The 14920-nt window shown below is 67.5% G+C and carries 15 protein-coding genes; 10 read left to right on the plus strand and 5 right to left on the minus strand.

The annotated features are described in order from the left end of the window. The first annotated feature begins 116 nt into the window (after nucleotides 1-116). The 3 genes from rnd (at nucleotide 117) to AAHM44_RS09145 (ending at nucleotide 2047) form a co-directional block, all read left to right on the plus strand. Nucleotides 117-1295 (plus strand): ribonuclease D, encoded by a 1179-nt coding sequence (gene rnd, locus AAHM44_RS09135; RefSeq protein WP_269575392.1) that lies wholly within the window; start codon nucleotides 117-119, stop codon nucleotides 1293-1295. Beyond that, complete coding sequence (locus tag AAHM44_RS09140; RefSeq protein WP_269575391.1) at nucleotides 1292-1582, plus strand: I78 family peptidase inhibitor; 291 nt, start codon at nucleotides 1292-1294, stop codon at nucleotides 1580-1582. Before rnd ends, AAHM44_RS09140 begins: the two co-directional genes overlap by 4 nt. Nucleotides 1583-1759: 177 nt before the next feature. Next, nucleotides 1760-2047 carry an I78 family peptidase inhibitor gene (locus tag AAHM44_RS09145; RefSeq protein WP_184165989.1) on the plus strand — a complete coding sequence of 96 codons (288 nt, stop codon included), beginning with the start codon at nucleotides 1760-1762 and terminating at the stop codon, nucleotides 2045-2047. 6 nt (nucleotides 2048-2053) lie between these two features. Here AAHM44_RS09145 and AAHM44_RS09150 read toward each other — a convergent pair whose 3' ends face one another. The 5 genes from AAHM44_RS09150 to AAHM44_RS09170 form a co-directional block, all read right to left on the minus strand. Continuing rightward, nucleotides 2054-3142 (minus strand): serine hydrolase domain-containing protein, encoded by a 1089-nt coding sequence (locus AAHM44_RS09150; protein WP_342249772.1) that lies wholly within the window; start codon nucleotides 3140-3142, stop codon nucleotides 2054-2056. A gap of 67 nt (nucleotides 3143-3209) precedes the next feature. Continuing rightward, a complete protein-coding gene (locus tag AAHM44_RS09155; protein WP_342249773.1) occupies nucleotides 3210-4709 on the minus strand; it encodes a Ppx/GppA family phosphatase in 1500 nt (499 codons plus the stop codon). Continuing rightward, a complete protein-coding gene (locus AAHM44_RS09160) occupies nucleotides 4706-6847 on the minus strand; it encodes an RNA degradosome polyphosphate kinase (RefSeq protein ID WP_269575387.1) in 2142 nt (713 codons plus the stop codon). Before AAHM44_RS09160 ends, AAHM44_RS09155 begins: the two co-directional genes overlap by 4 nt. 46 nt (nucleotides 6848-6893) lie before the next feature. Beyond that, nucleotides 6894-7499: a DnaA ATPase domain-containing protein gene (locus AAHM44_RS09165; RefSeq protein ID WP_269575386.1), complete on the minus strand. Its 606-nt coding sequence runs from the start codon at nucleotides 7497-7499 to the stop codon at nucleotides 6894-6896. Continuing rightward, the gene (locus AAHM44_RS09170) at nucleotides 7496-8791 is read right to left on the minus strand and encodes a heavy-metal-associated domain-containing protein (RefSeq protein WP_342249775.1); all 1296 of its coding nucleotides are present in this window, start codon (nucleotides 8789-8791) and stop codon (nucleotides 7496-7498) included. Before AAHM44_RS09170 ends, AAHM44_RS09165 begins: the two co-directional genes overlap by 4 nt. Nucleotides 8792-9014: 223 nt before the next feature. On the opposite strand from AAHM44_RS09170, the gene purM reads away from it, so the two are divergent. The 7 genes from purM (at nucleotide 9015) to AAHM44_RS09205 (ending at nucleotide 14860) form a co-directional block, all read left to right on the plus strand. Then, nucleotides 9015-10109, plus strand: coding sequence for a phosphoribosylformylglycinamidine cyclo-ligase (gene purM / locus AAHM44_RS09175; protein ID WP_342249776.1), 1095 nt, complete (start codon nucleotides 9015-9017; stop codon nucleotides 10107-10109). Continuing rightward, nucleotides 10102-10668, plus strand: coding sequence for a phosphoribosylglycinamide formyltransferase (gene purN, locus AAHM44_RS09180; RefSeq protein ID WP_342249777.1), 567 nt, complete (start codon nucleotides 10102-10104; stop codon nucleotides 10666-10668). The genes purM and purN overlap by 8 nt, the downstream gene beginning before the upstream one ends. Beyond that, nucleotides 10659-11135, plus strand: coding sequence for an energy transducer TonB (locus AAHM44_RS09185; RefSeq protein WP_342249778.1), 477 nt, complete (start codon nucleotides 10659-10661; stop codon nucleotides 11133-11135). Before purN ends, AAHM44_RS09185 begins: the two co-directional genes overlap by 10 nt. A 10-nt stretch (nucleotides 11136-11145) precedes the next feature. Next, complete coding sequence (locus AAHM44_RS09190; protein WP_269575381.1) at nucleotides 11146-11523, plus strand: MmcQ/YjbR family DNA-binding protein; 378 nt, start codon at nucleotides 11146-11148, stop codon at nucleotides 11521-11523. A gap of 103 nt (nucleotides 11524-11626) precedes the next feature. After that, nucleotides 11627-11827 carry a hypothetical protein gene (locus AAHM44_RS09195; RefSeq protein WP_269575380.1) on the plus strand — a complete coding sequence of 67 codons (201 nt, stop codon included), beginning with the start codon at nucleotides 11627-11629 and terminating at the stop codon, nucleotides 11825-11827. 43 nt (nucleotides 11828-11870) lie between these two features. Next, the gene (locus AAHM44_RS09200) at nucleotides 11871-12566 is read left to right on the plus strand and encodes an endonuclease/exonuclease/phosphatase family protein (RefSeq protein ID WP_269575379.1); all 696 of its coding nucleotides are present in this window, start codon (nucleotides 11871-11873) and stop codon (nucleotides 12564-12566) included. Then, nucleotides 12566-14860, plus strand: coding sequence for a patatin-like protein (locus tag AAHM44_RS09205; RefSeq protein WP_342249779.1), 2295 nt, complete (start codon nucleotides 12566-12568; stop codon nucleotides 14858-14860). The genes AAHM44_RS09200 and AAHM44_RS09205 overlap by 1 nt, the downstream gene beginning before the upstream one ends. The last annotated feature ends 60 nt before the right edge of the window (nucleotides 14861-14920 follow it).

Genomic DNA, 14920 nt, shown 5'->3' on the forward strand with positions numbered 1-14920 from the left:
TGCTGCCTGGGGCTCTGGATCCCCGCCTGCGCAGGGATGACGAATAAATTAGCGTGGGCGCGCATTCCTTGCAGACCCCACTTTTGTCAACCCGAAGACCGGTCTATGGGCCTAGGATGCATATCCATGGTCTGATTGAAGACAGCGCGACTCTCGCCAACCTCTGCGCCCGCCTCGCCAACAAGCCTTACGTCTGCGTGGACACCGAGTTCATGCGCGAAAACAGCTATTGGCCCGAACTCTGCCTGATCCAGATCGCCGACGACGAAGAAGCCGCGGCGATCGATCCGATGGCACCGGGAATCGATCTCACCCCCCTGCTCGACCTGATGGTCGACAATGAGGAGGTGCTGAAGGTCTTCCATGCCGGCGGCCAGGACATCGAGATCGTCTACAACCTGACGGGCAAGACCCCGCACCCGCTGTTCGATACCCAGGTCGCCGCGATGGCGCTCGGGCTTGGCGAGCAGATCGGCTATTCGAACCTGGTCGACACCTATCTGGGCTTCACCATCGACAAGGGTGCCCGCTTCACCGACTGGAGCCGCCGCCCTCTCGACAAGCGCCAGATCGACTACGCCATCGCCGACGTGACCCACCTCTCCAAGATCTTCCCCAAGATGCTGGAGAAGCTGAAGAAAACCGGTCGCGGTGCCTGGCTCGACCAGGAGATGGAGCGGCTCGCCGATCCCGAGAACTATCATAACGACCCGGACGAGGCCTGGCAGCGCGTGCGCGTTTCCAGCCGCAAGCCGGAAGTGCTCGGCCGCCTGAAGGCGCTCGCCCGCTGGCGCGAGCTCGAGGCGCAGGGCAAGGACCTGCCGCGCGGCCGCATCGTCAAGGACGAGACGCTGGCCGACCTCGCCGGCAACCCGCCGCGCAAGCAGAGCGACCTTGGCAAGGTGCGCGGGCTCTCCGCCGCCTGGGCGGGCAACGATATCGGCGGGCGGCTGATGGCGGCGCTCGACGGTTCCGAGCCGATGTCCACGGCCGAGATGCCGCCGCGCGACGATCGCAAGCCCTCGCTCGGCAAGGACGGCGCGCTGGTCGCGGACCTGCTCAAGCTGCTGCTCAAGATCCGCGCCAAGGAGATCAACGTGGCGCCGCGCCTGCTCGCCCGCTCGGACGATCTCGAGTCGCTGGCCGCGGGGGTGCGCGACGGGCTCGCGATCCTGGAGGGCTGGCGCTACGAGCAGTTCGGCCGCGACGCGCTCAACCTGGTCGAGGGTCAGCTGGGGTTCACCGTCAAGAATGGTAAGCTCAAGATGACCCGTACCGAGGAACCCACCGCATGATTCGCCTCGTCCTGCCTGCCGCTGTTGCCCTGGTGATGACCGGTGCCTGCACCCCGAAGACGCCGCCCGAGGCGATCCCGGGCGTGGAGTGCAATGCGTCGAAGCTGGGCGACCTGGTCGGCAAGACGCGTAGTCCCGAAGTCGAGGCCGAGGCGCTCAAGCTGTCGGGCGCGAAGACGGTGCGCTGGCTGACGCCGGAATCGATGATGACGATGGATTTCCGCCCCGACCGGCTGAACCTGCATCTCGGCACCGACGGCAAGATCGGCTCGGCCCGCTGCGGGTAAGCGGCGTCCTTCTTACCTGCTCCCCGGCCTTCGCCGGGGACGGCTATCATCAGGGCCGAGGTTTCGCATCGAACCGTGCCCCGCGGGTAAGCACCGGGTTAAGCACCTCGTGCCCTCCCCTTCGTTACGCATCCGGGTTATAAGCCGCGCCGCCGGGGGGCGACCGAGGAGAGAGACATGCGCGCCATCGGAACGATCGCGACTGCCCTGCTGGTTGCCGGCTGCATGAACGACGGCAGGCCCACGCCGATGCCGGGGCCGCGCATCTGCAATGCCGGTGCGGTACAGCGCTTTATCGGCGCGCCGATGTCGCCGCAGCTCCAGCCACGGCTGCGGGCACGCAGCGGCGCCTCGAGCGTGCGCGTGGTGCGTCCGGGCGAGGCCGTGACGATGGATTTCCGCCGCGACCGGCTGACGGTGGACGTCAACCAGCGCGGGCGGATCAGCGGGCTGCGCTGCGTCTAGAGGCGCTCAGACCCTGGGCGCGGCGCCGAACAGGTCGTCGGCGAACAGGTCGATCGCCTTTTGCGAGATGCCGGTATTGTTGAGCAGGACGATGCTTTCCTGCGTGTCGTAGCGGTGCGCGAGCAGGCTGCGATAGCCGGCGGTACGGCCGGTTTCCCACGCCGCCTCGACCGGCTTGCCGGCGATCGTCATCGTCCGCACCCGGCCGCCGAGCGAATAGTCCTGCTCGGCGACGCGCACCGTGCGCAGCGCCCTGAGCGAGGCGGGCGAGACGAACCCCTTGTCGAACACTGCATGACCGGCGCGCAGCAGGTCGGCCGCGTTGCTGAAATAGCCGCCCGAGGCCGCCATCACCGGCGTCCGCGGATTGGGCCATTCGACCACCGGATCGACGGTGCGATAGGACAGGGCCGAGCCGGGCTGGTTCTCGGTGCCGAGCGCGGCGGTGGTATGGGCAAGGCCGAGCGGATCGAGCGTGATCTCGCGCATCGCCTGCTGGAAGGGTTTGCCGGTCGCCGTCTCGACGATCGCGACGACGATGAACCAGTTCGTCAGCAGATAGTCGAACTTGCTGCCCGGCTCGAAGATCAGGTCGCCCGAGCAGAAGCGGCGGACCGATTCCGCAGTGCCGATGTCGCGGGTGACCAGGTCGGGCTCGGTCTTGAGCTCGGGCATGAATCCATTGGGTATGCCGCTGGTGTTGGACAGAAGATGCGCGAGCTGAACCTTGGCGCCGGTATCGGCGCGATAGCCGGGAAGCAAGGTCGCGATGGGCGCGTCGAGCGCGACCTTACCTGCCTCGGCCAGCTTGAGGATGGTCACCGTGGTGAGGAATTTCGAGATCGAGGCGATACCGTAGACCGTGTCGGTGGTCACCGGCGCCTTGGTGGCGATGTTCGCCAGCCCGAAATTGCGGACATAGACTTGCTTGCCGGCCTTGGCGCGAAGGATCGTGCCGGCAAAGCCATTGTCCTTAACGAAGGCGTCGATCTTCGCGTCGTCCGGATGGCCCTTTGCCCAGCCGGGCAGCGGTGCCAGTGCGGTCATCCCAATGGCCGCGCCACCCTGCAGCAGCGCGCGTCTGTCGATCCTCATCAAGTCGTCCCTCCCTACGCCTTACACAGCGCTGATTCATTGCGGGGGCGACATGAACGCCATGTTACTAGACTTCGAGGATCGGCTCCTTGCCGAACGCCGCGGCCAACGCCTTGTGGCGTTTCTCGACCGCTTCGCCGTAGAGGGCCTCATCCTCGGGATCGAGGCATAGCGCCAGCGTCTCTTCGTCCATGTGCAGCTCCGAGCGCTTGATCGGCGCAGCGACGCCGCCCGACAGGCGCTGGCCGAGGCGGATGGCGAGCCCCCAGAGCTTGGCGCGCCAGAGCGTATCGTCATCGGCGAGCTGGGGGAGCGGCGCCGGCGTGTCGAGCCCGCCGCCGAGGGCGGTGTAGAGCGCCTGGCCGAGTGCGGCGCGGCCCATCGAGTCGATCGCCACCCAATTGCCGTGCAGCGCCGCGTCGAGGCCGCGTTCGGCACGGAATTCGGGATTGGCGTGCCAGCCGACATCGACGAGCTGGCAGGCGGCGTGGCGCAGCCGGGCCATCTCGGGCGGCTCACCGGCGAAGAGCGGAGCGATCCACTGGTCGAGCAGGTCGCCATGCTCGGGGAAGCGGCCGAGCCGCTCGCCTTCGTCGCGGGTAGCGGCGATCAGCGGGTCCTGCTGGCGCAGCTCGGGCGAGAGGCGCTGGTAGAGCAGCCCCTCGCGCAGGCCATAGGCCGAGACGATCGTGCCCTTGCTGCCGAGCTGCTTGAGCACCTGGGACAGGAGCAGAGCGGCGTCCTCCAGCGAGCCGGCGCGGGCGCTGGAGAGATTGGGGATCGCCTTGAGGTCCGCCTTGGGCATGGCGGCGATCGAGCTGGCCAGCTCGCCGATCCGCGCGACGGCCATCGGGTACTGGTGGGCGATCGGCAGCGGATAATGCTTCAGGTGCATGTCGAGCCGGGCAAGGCTGCGCCAGGAACCGCCGACGAGATAGAAGGGCAGCCCCTTCCCCCGCCCCTTCCACCCGGCATCGCCGAGCAGCCGTGCGACCTTGCGCTCCAGCGCGGCCTTGCCCTCCGCGCGGATCGCGCCGAGGCGCAGGACGCCGAGCGGGAAGGACACGCGATCGGTGACCGTGCCGGCAACGACGCGGACGAGCTCGAGCGAGCCGCCGCCGAGATCGCCGACGATGCCGTCCGCCTCGGGAATGCCCGAAAGCACGCCGAGGCCGGCGGCCATCGCCTCTTCCTCGCCCGACAATGTCTCGACCTCGAGCCCGAGGTTGCGCGCCGTTTCGATCAGCTCGCGTCCGTTGGAAGCATCGCGGACGGCGGCGGTGGCGACGGTTCGCAGCTCACCGACCTGCATCTCGCGGGCGAGCGCCGAGAAGCGCGACAGCGCGCCGCGGGCGGCGGCCATGCTGGCGGGCTCGATCGCCCCGGTCTCGGCCAGGCCGCGGCCGAGGCCGGCCATCACCTTCTCGTTGAACAGCGTCGCCGGCAGGCGCGCGGAGCCCTGATAGACCACGAGGCGCACCGAGTTGGAGCCGATATCGATGATCGCGGTACGATCCTCGACAACGGATGGCTTCGTGCGCGCCTTGCGGAACGGCAATGTCGTCATGCCTTGGCCCTGGTCCTCGCCTTGCGCTTCAGCTGGAGCTTGGGGACCGGCTTGCGTGCGTCGAGCGCGGCGCCGCGGCCCGAAAGCGACGGGTTGGTCATGAAATAGCGGTGCAGGTTGAAGTTCGCATCCTCGCCGGGGGTGATGCGGGTATAGTGCCCGTCGCTGCCGAGCACCCAGCTCTGCTCATTGTCCAGCAGGTTCGCCACCATCACCTGATCGAGCACCTGGTCGTGCACCGTCTTGTTGAGGATCGGGAGCATGAATTCCACCCGGCGATCGAAGTTGCGCTGCATCCAGTCGGCCGAGGAGATGTAGACCTTGGCGCCGTCATTGGGCAGCGCCTTGCCGTTGCCGAACGCCCAGATGCGGCTGTGCTCGAGGAAGCGGCCGACGATCGACTTGACCTTGATGTTCTCGGACATGCCGGGAACGCCGGGGCGCAGGCAGCAGATGCCGCGGATCACCAGCTCGATCTCCACTCCGGCATTGCTCGCCTCGTAGAGCTTCTCGATCACGGCGGGGTCGACCAGCGAGTTCATCTTGGCCCAGAGCTGGCCCGGGCGGCCGGCGCGGGCATGGGCGATCTCGTCATCGATCAGCCCGACCAGACGGTTGCGCAGGTCGCGCGGGGAGATGCCGATCAGTTCCAGCCCGTGCGGCTCCACATAGCCGGTGACATAGTTGAAGATCTGCGCGGCATCGCGGCCCACCCGCGGATCGGCGGTGAAGAAGCTGATGTCGGTGTAGATACGGGCGGTGATCGGGTGGTAGTTGCCGGTGCCGAAGTGGCAATAGGTGCGATAGCCATTGCCCTCGCGCCGTACGACCATCGAGACCTTGGCATGGGTCTTCCAGTCGATGAAGCCATAGACGACCTGGACGCCCGCCCGCTCCAGCGCAGTCGCCCAATAGAGATTCTGCTCCTCGTCGAAGCGGGCTTTCAATTCGACCACCGCGGTGACCGACTTGCCGGCCTCGGCCGCGGCGATCAGCGCGTTGATCACGGCGGGCTGCTTGCCTGCTCGGTAGAGCGTCTGCTTGATCGCCACCACGTCCGGATCGGATGCCGCTTGCTGCAGGAACGAGATGACGACGTCGAAGCTCTCATAAGGGTGGTGGACGACGATGTCCTTGGCCTTGATCGCCGCGAAGCAATCGCCGCCATATTCGCGGATCCGCTCGGGGAAGCGCGGCGTATAGGGGGTGAACTTCAGGTCGGGCCGGTCCTCGTCGACCAGCATCGCCAGGTCGCCGATGCCGAGGAAACCGCCGGTCTCGGTGAGCAGCGCTTCGCTGCCGCCCAGCTCCTCCTTGAGCACCGCTTCCAGCTCGGGCGAGATGCTCTCCTCCATCTCGAGACGGATCACCCGGCCGCGCCGGCGGCGCTTGATCGCCGAGCGGAAGGTCAGGACCAGGTCCTCGGCCTCTTCCTCGATCTCGATGTCGCTGTCGCGCAGCACGCGGAATGCAGCCGCCCCACGCGATTCATAGCCCGGGAAGAGCAGGTGCGAGAAATGCTTGAGCACCGCCTCGACCGCGACATAGCGCGCCGGGTTGCCGGGAAGCCGGACGAAGCGCTTGATCGCGGTGGGCAGCAGGACCAGCTCGCGCACCGGCTCGCGATCCGACTTGCGGACGAGATCGAAGATCACGCTCGATCCCTGGTTGGGGATGAACGGGAACGGGTGCGCGGGATCGAGCGCCTGGGGCGTCAGGATCGGGAAGATCTGGTCGCGGAAATGGGTTTCCAGCCAGGCCTCGGTCTCGCCTTCGATCGCATTGGCGTCGAGGACATGGATATCGGTCTCGAGCAGATCGGCGCGGATGCTGGTCCACACCGCCTGCTGGTTGTCGGCCAGCGCCTCGGCCTCGGCCGAGATGGCGTCGAGCTGCTGGCCCGGGGTGAGGCCATCGACCGAGCGGGTCTCCACCTTCTGGAGCTGCTGCCCCATCAGGCCGGCGACGCGGACCATGAAGAACTCGTCGAAGTTCGAGCCGGAGATCGACAGGAAGCGCAGCCGCTCGAGCAGCGGATGGGCGGGGTTGGTCGCCTCTTCCATCACCCGGCGGTTGAAGGCCAGCCAGCTTAGCTCGCGATTGAAGTAACGTACGGAAGTGTCCGGCAATTCGGTCATCGAAACCCCTTCATCGGCGCGCTGTTTCGCTGCCTTGACCATGCCGTTAGTCGCCCTCCGTTGCGGTTATGAGACCAGCTTCGATCAATGTGGCGCGCACGCTCGGGATCGACAAGCGCCGGCTTTCCTCCAGCTCCAGCGCATCGGCAACGCGCAGGATCGCGATATGGCTGCGCTCGATGCGCTTCGCGATCCAGGCGATCACGTCGGGCTTGGCGTGGAGCAGGTGCCGCTCGAAGGCGCGTTCGAGCAGCTGGGGAATGAGTTCGTCGTCGGGCGGGCCGATCTCGAGCAGCGGCGAAGCGGCGAGGCGCGACTTGAGGTCGGGCAGCTTGACCGCCCATGCCGGCGGCGCGGCCTGCGCGACGATCAGCAGCGGGCGGTGATCGGCCTGGGCCTGGTTCCAGGCGTGGAACACCTCCGCTTCCTTGCCGAGATCGGCATCGTCGAAGATGCGCGCGCCCGTCTTCGCCGCGAAGATGCGCGCGAGCAGGCTGCGGCCGGACTTGCGCGGCCCCACGAGCAGCGCCGACATGACGGGCCAGGTGCCCCAATGTTCGAGCTGATGGACCGCGCGGGCGTTGGAGTCGCTGACCAGGAATTCCGTCTCGCGCGCCTCGGGCAGTCCAAGCGGCAGGCGAAGCTGCGTCATCCGCCGTTCGGAGCTGGTGTGCCGGTGCCGGTGGGGGCCGGTATCGGCTGTTGCCCCGCCCCGCCCCCGCCATTGCCCGGGCGGCGGATGCGGAGGACCCCCACCCCTTCCTGGACACTCCAGCCGCGCGCCTCAAGCTGGGCGCGCAGCGACGCGATCTGGCCGTCGAACGAGACGCGCATCACCGAGATGCCGCCCAGCGCGAGGCTGGAGGTGACCGCCGAGCGCACGCCCGGAATGCCGCGCAGCGCCGCCTCGCCGGCATTGACCGCACCGACATTGGGCGTGTCGAACTGGATATTCACGCCGCTGGTGCTGGCAGCGTTGATCGCGCCGGCGTCGGGCGTGGGCGTCGCGACTTCGGTCGCTTCGTCCGTGGGCTTCTCTTCCTCGGTCTTGGGCGCGGGCGGACGGGTGGCAAGCAGCCGGTCCGTGCCGAGCAGGCCGAGCGCCAGCGCCTGCTGATAGGCCTTGTCGAGGCGCTGCACGCCGGCGTCCATCAGCGTGTCGAGCGAATCGCCATTGTCGACGCGCAGGGCGAAGTCCGCGATCTTCTGGCGATCGGGACCATGGGTGGCGGAGAAGATGCCGATGATCGGCCCACCCGGATATTCGCGGCGGATCTGCACTTCTGCGATGAGCACGTCGGCGGCGCCATATTGGTCGAGCACCGAGCGCCACCAGTTGCGGCCGCGGCGCAGCACCTGGCCGGCGTTGAGCAGCATCGAATCGGGGCCGTTGCCCTGGACGCGAACATAATCGACCGTGCTGCCGCCGCTCTTGAAGCGGTTCCACGCCTTGGCCCAGGCGGTCTCGCGCTCGAAGACCAGGCCCGATCCGCCCGAATATTCGAGCGGGACGATCAGCATCGGCGGCGACTGGTTCACTGCGACCGACACACCGAGGATGCTGCCGGCCTTGTTGCGATCGAACAGCACGCTGAGGCGCGCGATATAGCGCGTCGGGCCGATCTGCTCCTTCTCGACAACGATGCCGGTTACCAGCGAATCGAGCGCCGAATCGGACATGCTGGTGGGCTTGCCGGTCAGCTTGCGCGACAGCATCTCCCAGCCCTTGCGCTGGGCGAGCCGCCAGCCGCCATAGCGCGCGGCATCGGCATCCTTGCCCTTGACGTCGACATCGACGCCCGAGACTTCGAAGCTGCCCGAGGCGTCGATCGGCACGGCGCTGCCGCCCGCGGCCTTCTCCCCTTCGGCGAGCACGGCACCGAGCCCCGCAAGCGCGAGCGCGGAGGCAATGCCGATGGTGAGGGATTTGCGGGCAAGGGTCATGCGACGGCCCTTTTGGCGAAGGGCGCGGGGAAATCCAAGCGTCATGTGCAGGGTGCGGCCCTACACTCCTTTTCTGTCATCCCCGCGAAGGCGGGGATCCAGGGTCACAAAGGTCTGCGCTGCCTGGCTCTGGATCGCCGCCTTCGCGGGGATGACGCTTATTGGGTGACGGTTGCGGTACTGCCGGGGTGACGCGGGGCGAAGTCGGCGCTATGCGCGCCGCATGAGCGACCAGAAGAACTATACCTACGCCCAGGCGGGTGTCTCGATCGCGGCCGGCAACGCGCTGGTCCGGGCGATCGGCCCGCTCGCCAAGTCCACGCGCCGCGCCGGTGCCGATGCCGATCTCGGCGGGTTCGGCGGCGTGTTCGACCTGAAGGCGGCCGGGTTCACCGATCCGCTGCTGGTCGCGGCGAACGACGGCGTGGGCACCAAGCTCAAGCTCGCGATCGATTACAACGCGCATGACGGCGTCGGCGTCGACCTGGTCGCGATGTGCGCCAACGATCTGATCGTCCAGGGCGCCGAGCCGCTGTTCTTCCTCGACTATTATGCCAGCGGCAAGCTGGTGCCCGAGACCGCCGAGCGCGTGATCGCCAGCATCGCCGAGGGCTGCCGCCAGGCCGGCTGCGCGCTGATCGGTGGCGAGACCGCCGAGATGCCGGGCATGTACGCCGATGAGGACTATGACCTGGCCGGTTTCTGCGTCGGCGCAGTCGAGCGCGACCGTCTGCTCGACGGTTCTGCGATCCGCCCGGGAGACGTGCTGCTCGGCCTGGGCTCGACCGGCGTGCACTCGAACGGATTCTCGCTGGTCCGACGCCTCGCCGCCGACAAGGGCTGGAAGATGGACCGCCCGGCGCTGTTCGATCAGGAAGTGATCCTGCTCGATGCGCTGATGGCGCCGACCCGCATCTATGTGCAAAGCCTGCTTCCGCAACTTCGCAAGGGCACGATCCACGGCCTGGCGCACATCACCGGCGGCGGTCTGCTCGAGAATGTCCCGCGCGTGCTGCCCGAAGGCTGCCATGCACGGATCGACGCCGGTTCGTGGCCGCTGCCCCGCCTGATGGCCTTCCTCCAGGCGCAGGGGAATATCGAGCCCGAGGAAATGGCGCGCACCTTCAACTGCGGCATCGGCATGGTCGCGGTGGTTTCGCCCGACGTAGCGGAAGCGGTGAAGGCGGAACTCTATGACGCGGGCGAGGAAGTGTTCGTGATCGGCGAAGTCGTCGAGGGCGAACGCGGCTGCACCGTGTTCGGCGGTGGCGAGACCTGGAGCGCGCGCGGGGAGTGGTCCGCCACCCACGATGCGTAAGAAGCTCGGCATCCTGATTTCCGGGCGCGGTTCGAACATGGCCGCGCTTGTCGAGGCCGCGAAAGCTGCCGACTGCCCCTATGAAGTCGCGCTCGTCGCCAGTGACAAGCCGGCGGCCGAAGGCCTTGCCTGGGCCGCCGAGCAGGGGGTCGCCACCTTCGCGCAGAGCCCCAAGGGCATGCCCAAGGCCGAATATGAAGCGAAGATCGACGCGGCGCTGCACGAGGCCGGGGTCGAGGCGATCGCACTCGCCGGATACATGCGCCTGCTCACCGACGATTTCGTCGCGCGCTGGCGCGGACGGATCGTCAACATCCATCCCTCGCTGCTGCCCAAGTACAAGGGCCTCGATACCCATGCCCGTGCGATCGCGGCGGGGGACAGCCATGGCGGCGCATCGGTGCATATCGTCACCGAGGAGCTCGACGCCGGCGAAGTGCTCGGCCAGGCCGAAGTGGCGATCCTGCCCGGCGACACGGTTGAAAGCCTTGCGCAGCGCGTGCTGAAGGAGGAACATCGGCTCTACCCAAGGGTAGTCGCCGAGTTCCTATGCCGCTGAACCGACACTCGATCCGGATTCTCTTCGCTATCGGCACTGCCGCCGCTCCGGCCGTACCCGCCGCCGCGCAGGCCGTTCCGCCCCGGACAACCGGCGACGACAGGAAGCCCGGCGGCTTCGTCACCGTCCCGACCAGGGCGCCGGAACCGTTCAAGCCCGCCCCCCTGCCCGCGCGACCGGCGGTGCCGCCGCGGCTGCTCACCGCTATTGTCGGGCCGGACGATTATCCGGCCGCCCTGATCGCGGCGGGCGCGCAGGGGCGCATCGTCGTCACCATCCAGATTTCGGCATCGGGTGAACCGACCGCGTGCGAAATCAGGCAGAGCACCGGCTTTCCCGCCCTGGACAGCCACACCTGCGGGCTGGTGATGCAGCGTGCCCGCTTCGAACCAGCCCGCAACGAACAGGGAGACCCGGTACGAAGCTATGTCCTCGCGCCCATCACCTGGCAGATTCCCACGGAGTGAAGGAAAAGCGATGCCGCTGAGCCCCGACCAAGACGCTGTCCTCGTCCAGGTCCGCGCGATCGCGCTGGAGCTTCCCGAGACCGAGGAACGCCCCAGCCATGGCCAGCCGACCTTCTTCGTCGCCGGCAAGCAGTTCGCCCAGTTCCGCCATGATCATCATGGCGACGGCCGCACCATCGTCGCGGTGAAGACCGCCGATGACGAGGAAGGGCCGAACCTGATCGGCATCGCGCCGGAGACCTATTCGAAGGTCGCCTATTTCGGGGTGGGCTGGGTCGGCATTGCGCTCGGCGGGCCCGATGTCGATTGGGACTTTGTCGGCGACCGGATTGCGCGGAGCTGGGAACTGGCCGCTCCACGCCGGTTGCTCGAAGCCGGCGGACGCTGAAAAAACGGCGCTTTTTCGTCGCTTGCCCCGGATATTTTCCTGTTCACCTTTGTTAGTTCCCCATTCATCCTCCTGTGCCGGGCACGGCGGACAAGGAAGAAGCATGGGACAGAAGATCTCGCCCGCAGAACCGGAAGAAGTGGCCGGCGTGGCCACTGCGGAGCAAGGCGTGGTGTTGCTCGACGGGCCGAATGGCGTTGCCATTTCGATGACGCCCCAGGCTGCCGAGGAGACCGGTCGCCGCCTCGTCGCGGCGGCGCAGGAAGCGGCCAGCCAGGGAAGCGCGCAGGCGCATCCGAGCTGAACCCCTTGCGCTACTTCCCCCGCCCCCGCGATAAGGGGCGCCGATGATCAAGGTCGCCAGCTACAATATGCGCAAGTCGATCGGTACCGACCGCCGTCGACGCCCGGAGCGCACGCTGCAGGTGCTTTGCGAGATCGGCGCCGATATCGTTGCGCTCCAGGAAGCCGATCGCCGTTTCGGCGAGCGTTCGGCTGTGCTCACCCAGCATCTGCTCTCCGAGCATAGCGACTACAAGCCCGTGCCCTTCGGCACCAAGGCGCGATCGATGGGCTGGCATGGCAATGCCCTGCTGGTCCGCAAGGACGCGACGATCCTCGATTGCGAAGCGATCCACCTGCCCGCGCTGGAGCCGCGCGGCGCGGTGATGGCCGATGTGCGGCTCGCCGGCGGAACGGTGGTGCGGGTGGTCGGCATGCATCTGGATCTGTCCGGCCTGTGGCGGCGGCGTCAGGCGCATGCGATCATCACGCACCTCCAGGCGAGCACCCACCAGTATCCGACGATCCTGATGGGCGACCTGAACGAATGGAGCGCCCAGTCCGGCTGCCTTCGCGATTTCTCCAGCCATTACGCATTCGCCAGCACCGGCAAGAGCTTCCATGCCCGCCGCCCGATGGCGCGGCTCGACCGGATCATGGCCAGTCCGGAGTTGACCATAACCGATGCCGGGGTGCACGACAGCCTGCAGGCGCGCACCGCGTCCGACCACCTGCCCATCTGGGCGACTATAAAGGTCTAATGGCCGAAACGCGCGACAAGGAACTGCGGCTCGCACTGGTCTGCTACGGCGGGATCAGCCTGGCCGTGTACATGCACGGCATCACCAAGGAGATCTGGCGCCTCGCCCGGGCGAGTTGCGCCGAGCGCGACGGTGCCAATGGCGGCCCCGATGTCTATCGCGAATTGCTCGAGGAGATCCGCGAGAGCTGCGGGGTGAACCTGCGCGTTTTGGTCGATATCCTGGCCGGCGCCAGCGCAGGTGGGATCAACACGGTGTTCCTAGCCCAGGCGATCGCCACCGGCCAGTCGCTCGATCCGCTGACCGACCTGTGGATGGACAATGCCGATGTCGAGGCGCTGCTCGAGCCGCGCCAGCGCCCGTCGCACCGCTTCGCCAAGCTATGGGCGGTGCCGATCGCCTGGCTTGTCGCCAATCGCTCCAAGACGGTCGACGAGACGGTGGAAGCCGGCGCGCGTGAGGAAGTGCGCACCAAGCTCGAGCATTTCGTCCGCTCGCGCTGGTTCGAGCCGCCCTTTGGCGGCAAGCGGCTGGCCAACACGATCCTCGACGCCTTTGGCGCGATGGCCAAGGGGCCGAAGGAGAAGCGTCTGTTGCCCGAGGGGCAGCCGCTCGACCTGTTCGTCACCGTCACCGATTTCCGCGGCCATCCCGAGGCGCTGCGGCTCAATTCGCCGGCCAGCGTCATGGAGAATGAACACCGGCTGGTCTTCTCGTTCACCGATCGCGGCTATCCGGACGAGAAGTTCGCCGACGCGCCGAGCCTCACCTTCGCGGCGCGCGCCACTTCCAGCTTCCCGGGCGCCTTCCCGCCGATGACCCTGGCCGAGATGGACGACCTGCTCGCCGAGCGGAAACAGGCCTGGCCGCAGCGCAGCGCGTTCCTCCAGCGGGTGCTGCCGCGCCAATGGGCGGAGAACAAGGCCGAGAAGGCGGTGCTGATCGACGGATCGGTGCTCGCCAACGCGCCCTTCCGCCCGGCCATGGAAGCACTGAAGGAACGCCCCGCCCGTCGCCAGGTCGACCGGCGCTTTGTCTTCGTCGATCCCTTCCCCAATTTCCGCTTCGACTTTTACGGCGGCGACGAAGGGACGCCCCCCGGCTTCTTCGCCACGATTATCGGCGCGCTGTCCGAGCTGCCGCGCGAGCAGCCGATCCGCGACAATCTCGACGAGATCGCACGGCGTTCGCACCGGATCGAGCGGATGCTGGGTATCCTCGCCGAGATCCGCGCCGATGTCGAAACCCAGGTCGAGGCGCTGTTCGGCTACACGCTGTGGCTCGACTATCCCAACCCCAAGCGGCTCGCCGCCTGGCGCAAGCGCGCCCAGGTCTCCGCGGCGGCCAAGGCGGGCTATGGGCACACGGCCTACGGCCTGCTCAAGGTCGAGGGCGCGATCGATCGCACCGCGCGGCTGCTCTATACGGTCGGCGAGCAGCATGGTCCTGAGCGGCTGCACGAGATCCGCGAAGCACTGGCCGCCGCGGTCCAGTCGCGCGGGGCGGACCGGTTCGGCGCGATGCATTCCAATGGCGCTTCGCCCGAGACACTGGAGTTCCTGCGCGCGCACGACCTGGGCTTTCGAATCCGTCGGCTGCGCCTGCTTGCCCGGCGCCTGACCGAGATCGACTTGCCGACCAGCCACGGCGAACTCAGGCCGATGCGCGAGGCGATCTATGATTCGCTTGCCAGCTATCTCGAGCTCAAGCGCGCCGACACCTATGCCGATCTGCGCGACGAGATCCGTATGATGACCGACGATGCCGGCCCGATCCTCGATCGGCTGGCGGAGCGGATGCAGCTCAAGAAGCTGGATGGCGAGACCGATGCGCGGCTGGCCGAGGGGCTGAGCACGCTGTCGAAGGAGCTGCGCCGGCCGATGTTGCTCGCGCATCTCGGCTTCCCCTTCTACGACATCGCCACGCTGCCGTTGCTCCAGGGCGAGGGCGTCGACGAGTTCGACCCGATCCGGGTGGACCGCATCGCCCCCGACGACGCCACGGCGATCCGCACCGGCGGCGCCGAGGCGACGCTCAAGGGCATCCAGTTCAACAGCTTCGGTGCCTTTTTCAGCCGGGCATACCGCGAGAACGACTATCTCTGGGGCCGCCTGCACGGCGCGGACCGGCTGATCGACATCGTCCTTTCCACCCTCGATCCCGCGGTGCGGCTGTCGGAGGAGCGGACGGCGGCGATCAAGCGGCGGATGTTCCATGCGATCCTCGACGAGGAGGAGCCGCGGTTGACCAGGATCCCCGGCCTGTTCGCGGAGCTGCGGGCGGAGATCGGCTGAGGCTGGCCAAATCGTGCTTCCCGGCATAGAACCGCCTCGACCTAACGCGGGAAGGGAGAC

This window comes from Sphingomonas sp. OTU376 (assembly GCF_038440415.1).
Classification (GTDB): domain Bacteria; phylum Pseudomonadota; class Alphaproteobacteria; order Sphingomonadales; family Sphingomonadaceae; genus Sphingomonas; species Sphingomonas kyeonggiensis_A.

Coding starts and splice junctions, on each gene's coding strand:
- rnd (WP_269575392.1), top strand. CDS start 117: ATGCATATCCATGGTCTGATTGAAGACAGCGCGACTCTCGCCAACCTC.
- AAHM44_RS09140 (WP_269575391.1), top strand. CDS start 1,292: ATGATTCGCCTCGTCCTGCCTGCCGCTGTTGCCCTGGTGATGACCGGT.
- AAHM44_RS09145 (WP_184165989.1), top strand. CDS start 1,760: ATGCGCGCCATCGGAACGATCGCGACTGCCCTGCTGGTTGCCGGCTGC.
- AAHM44_RS09150 (WP_342249772.1), bottom strand. CDS start 3,142: ATGAGGATCGACAGACGCGCGCTGCTGCAGGGTGGCGCGGCCATTGGG.
- AAHM44_RS09155 (WP_342249773.1), bottom strand. CDS start 4,709: ATGACGACATTGCCGTTCCGCAAGGCGCGCACGAAGCCATCCGTTGTC.
- AAHM44_RS09160 (WP_269575387.1), bottom strand. CDS start 6,847: ATGACCGAATTGCCGGACACTTCCGTACGTTACTTCAATCGCGAGCTA.
- AAHM44_RS09165 (WP_269575386.1), bottom strand. CDS start 7,499: ATGACGCAGCTTCGCCTGCCGCTTGGACTGCCCGAGGCGCGCGAGACG.
- AAHM44_RS09170 (WP_342249775.1), bottom strand. CDS start 8,791: ATGACCCTTGCCCGCAAATCCCTCACCATCGGCATTGCCTCCGCGCTC.
- purM (WP_342249776.1), top strand. CDS start 9,015: ATGAGCGACCAGAAGAACTATACCTACGCCCAGGCGGGTGTCTCGATC.
- purN (WP_342249777.1), top strand. CDS start 10,102: ATGCGTAAGAAGCTCGGCATCCTGATTTCCGGGCGCGGTTCGAACATG.
- AAHM44_RS09185 (WP_342249778.1), top strand. CDS start 10,659: ATGCCGCTGAACCGACACTCGATCCGGATTCTCTTCGCTATCGGCACT.
- AAHM44_RS09190 (WP_269575381.1), top strand. CDS start 11,146: ATGCCGCTGAGCCCCGACCAAGACGCTGTCCTCGTCCAGGTCCGCGCG.
- AAHM44_RS09195 (WP_269575380.1), top strand. CDS start 11,627: ATGGGACAGAAGATCTCGCCCGCAGAACCGGAAGAAGTGGCCGGCGTG.
- AAHM44_RS09200 (WP_269575379.1), top strand. CDS start 11,871: ATGATCAAGGTCGCCAGCTACAATATGCGCAAGTCGATCGGTACCGAC.
- AAHM44_RS09205 (WP_342249779.1), top strand. CDS start 12,566: ATGGCCGAAACGCGCGACAAGGAACTGCGGCTCGCACTGGTCTGCTAC.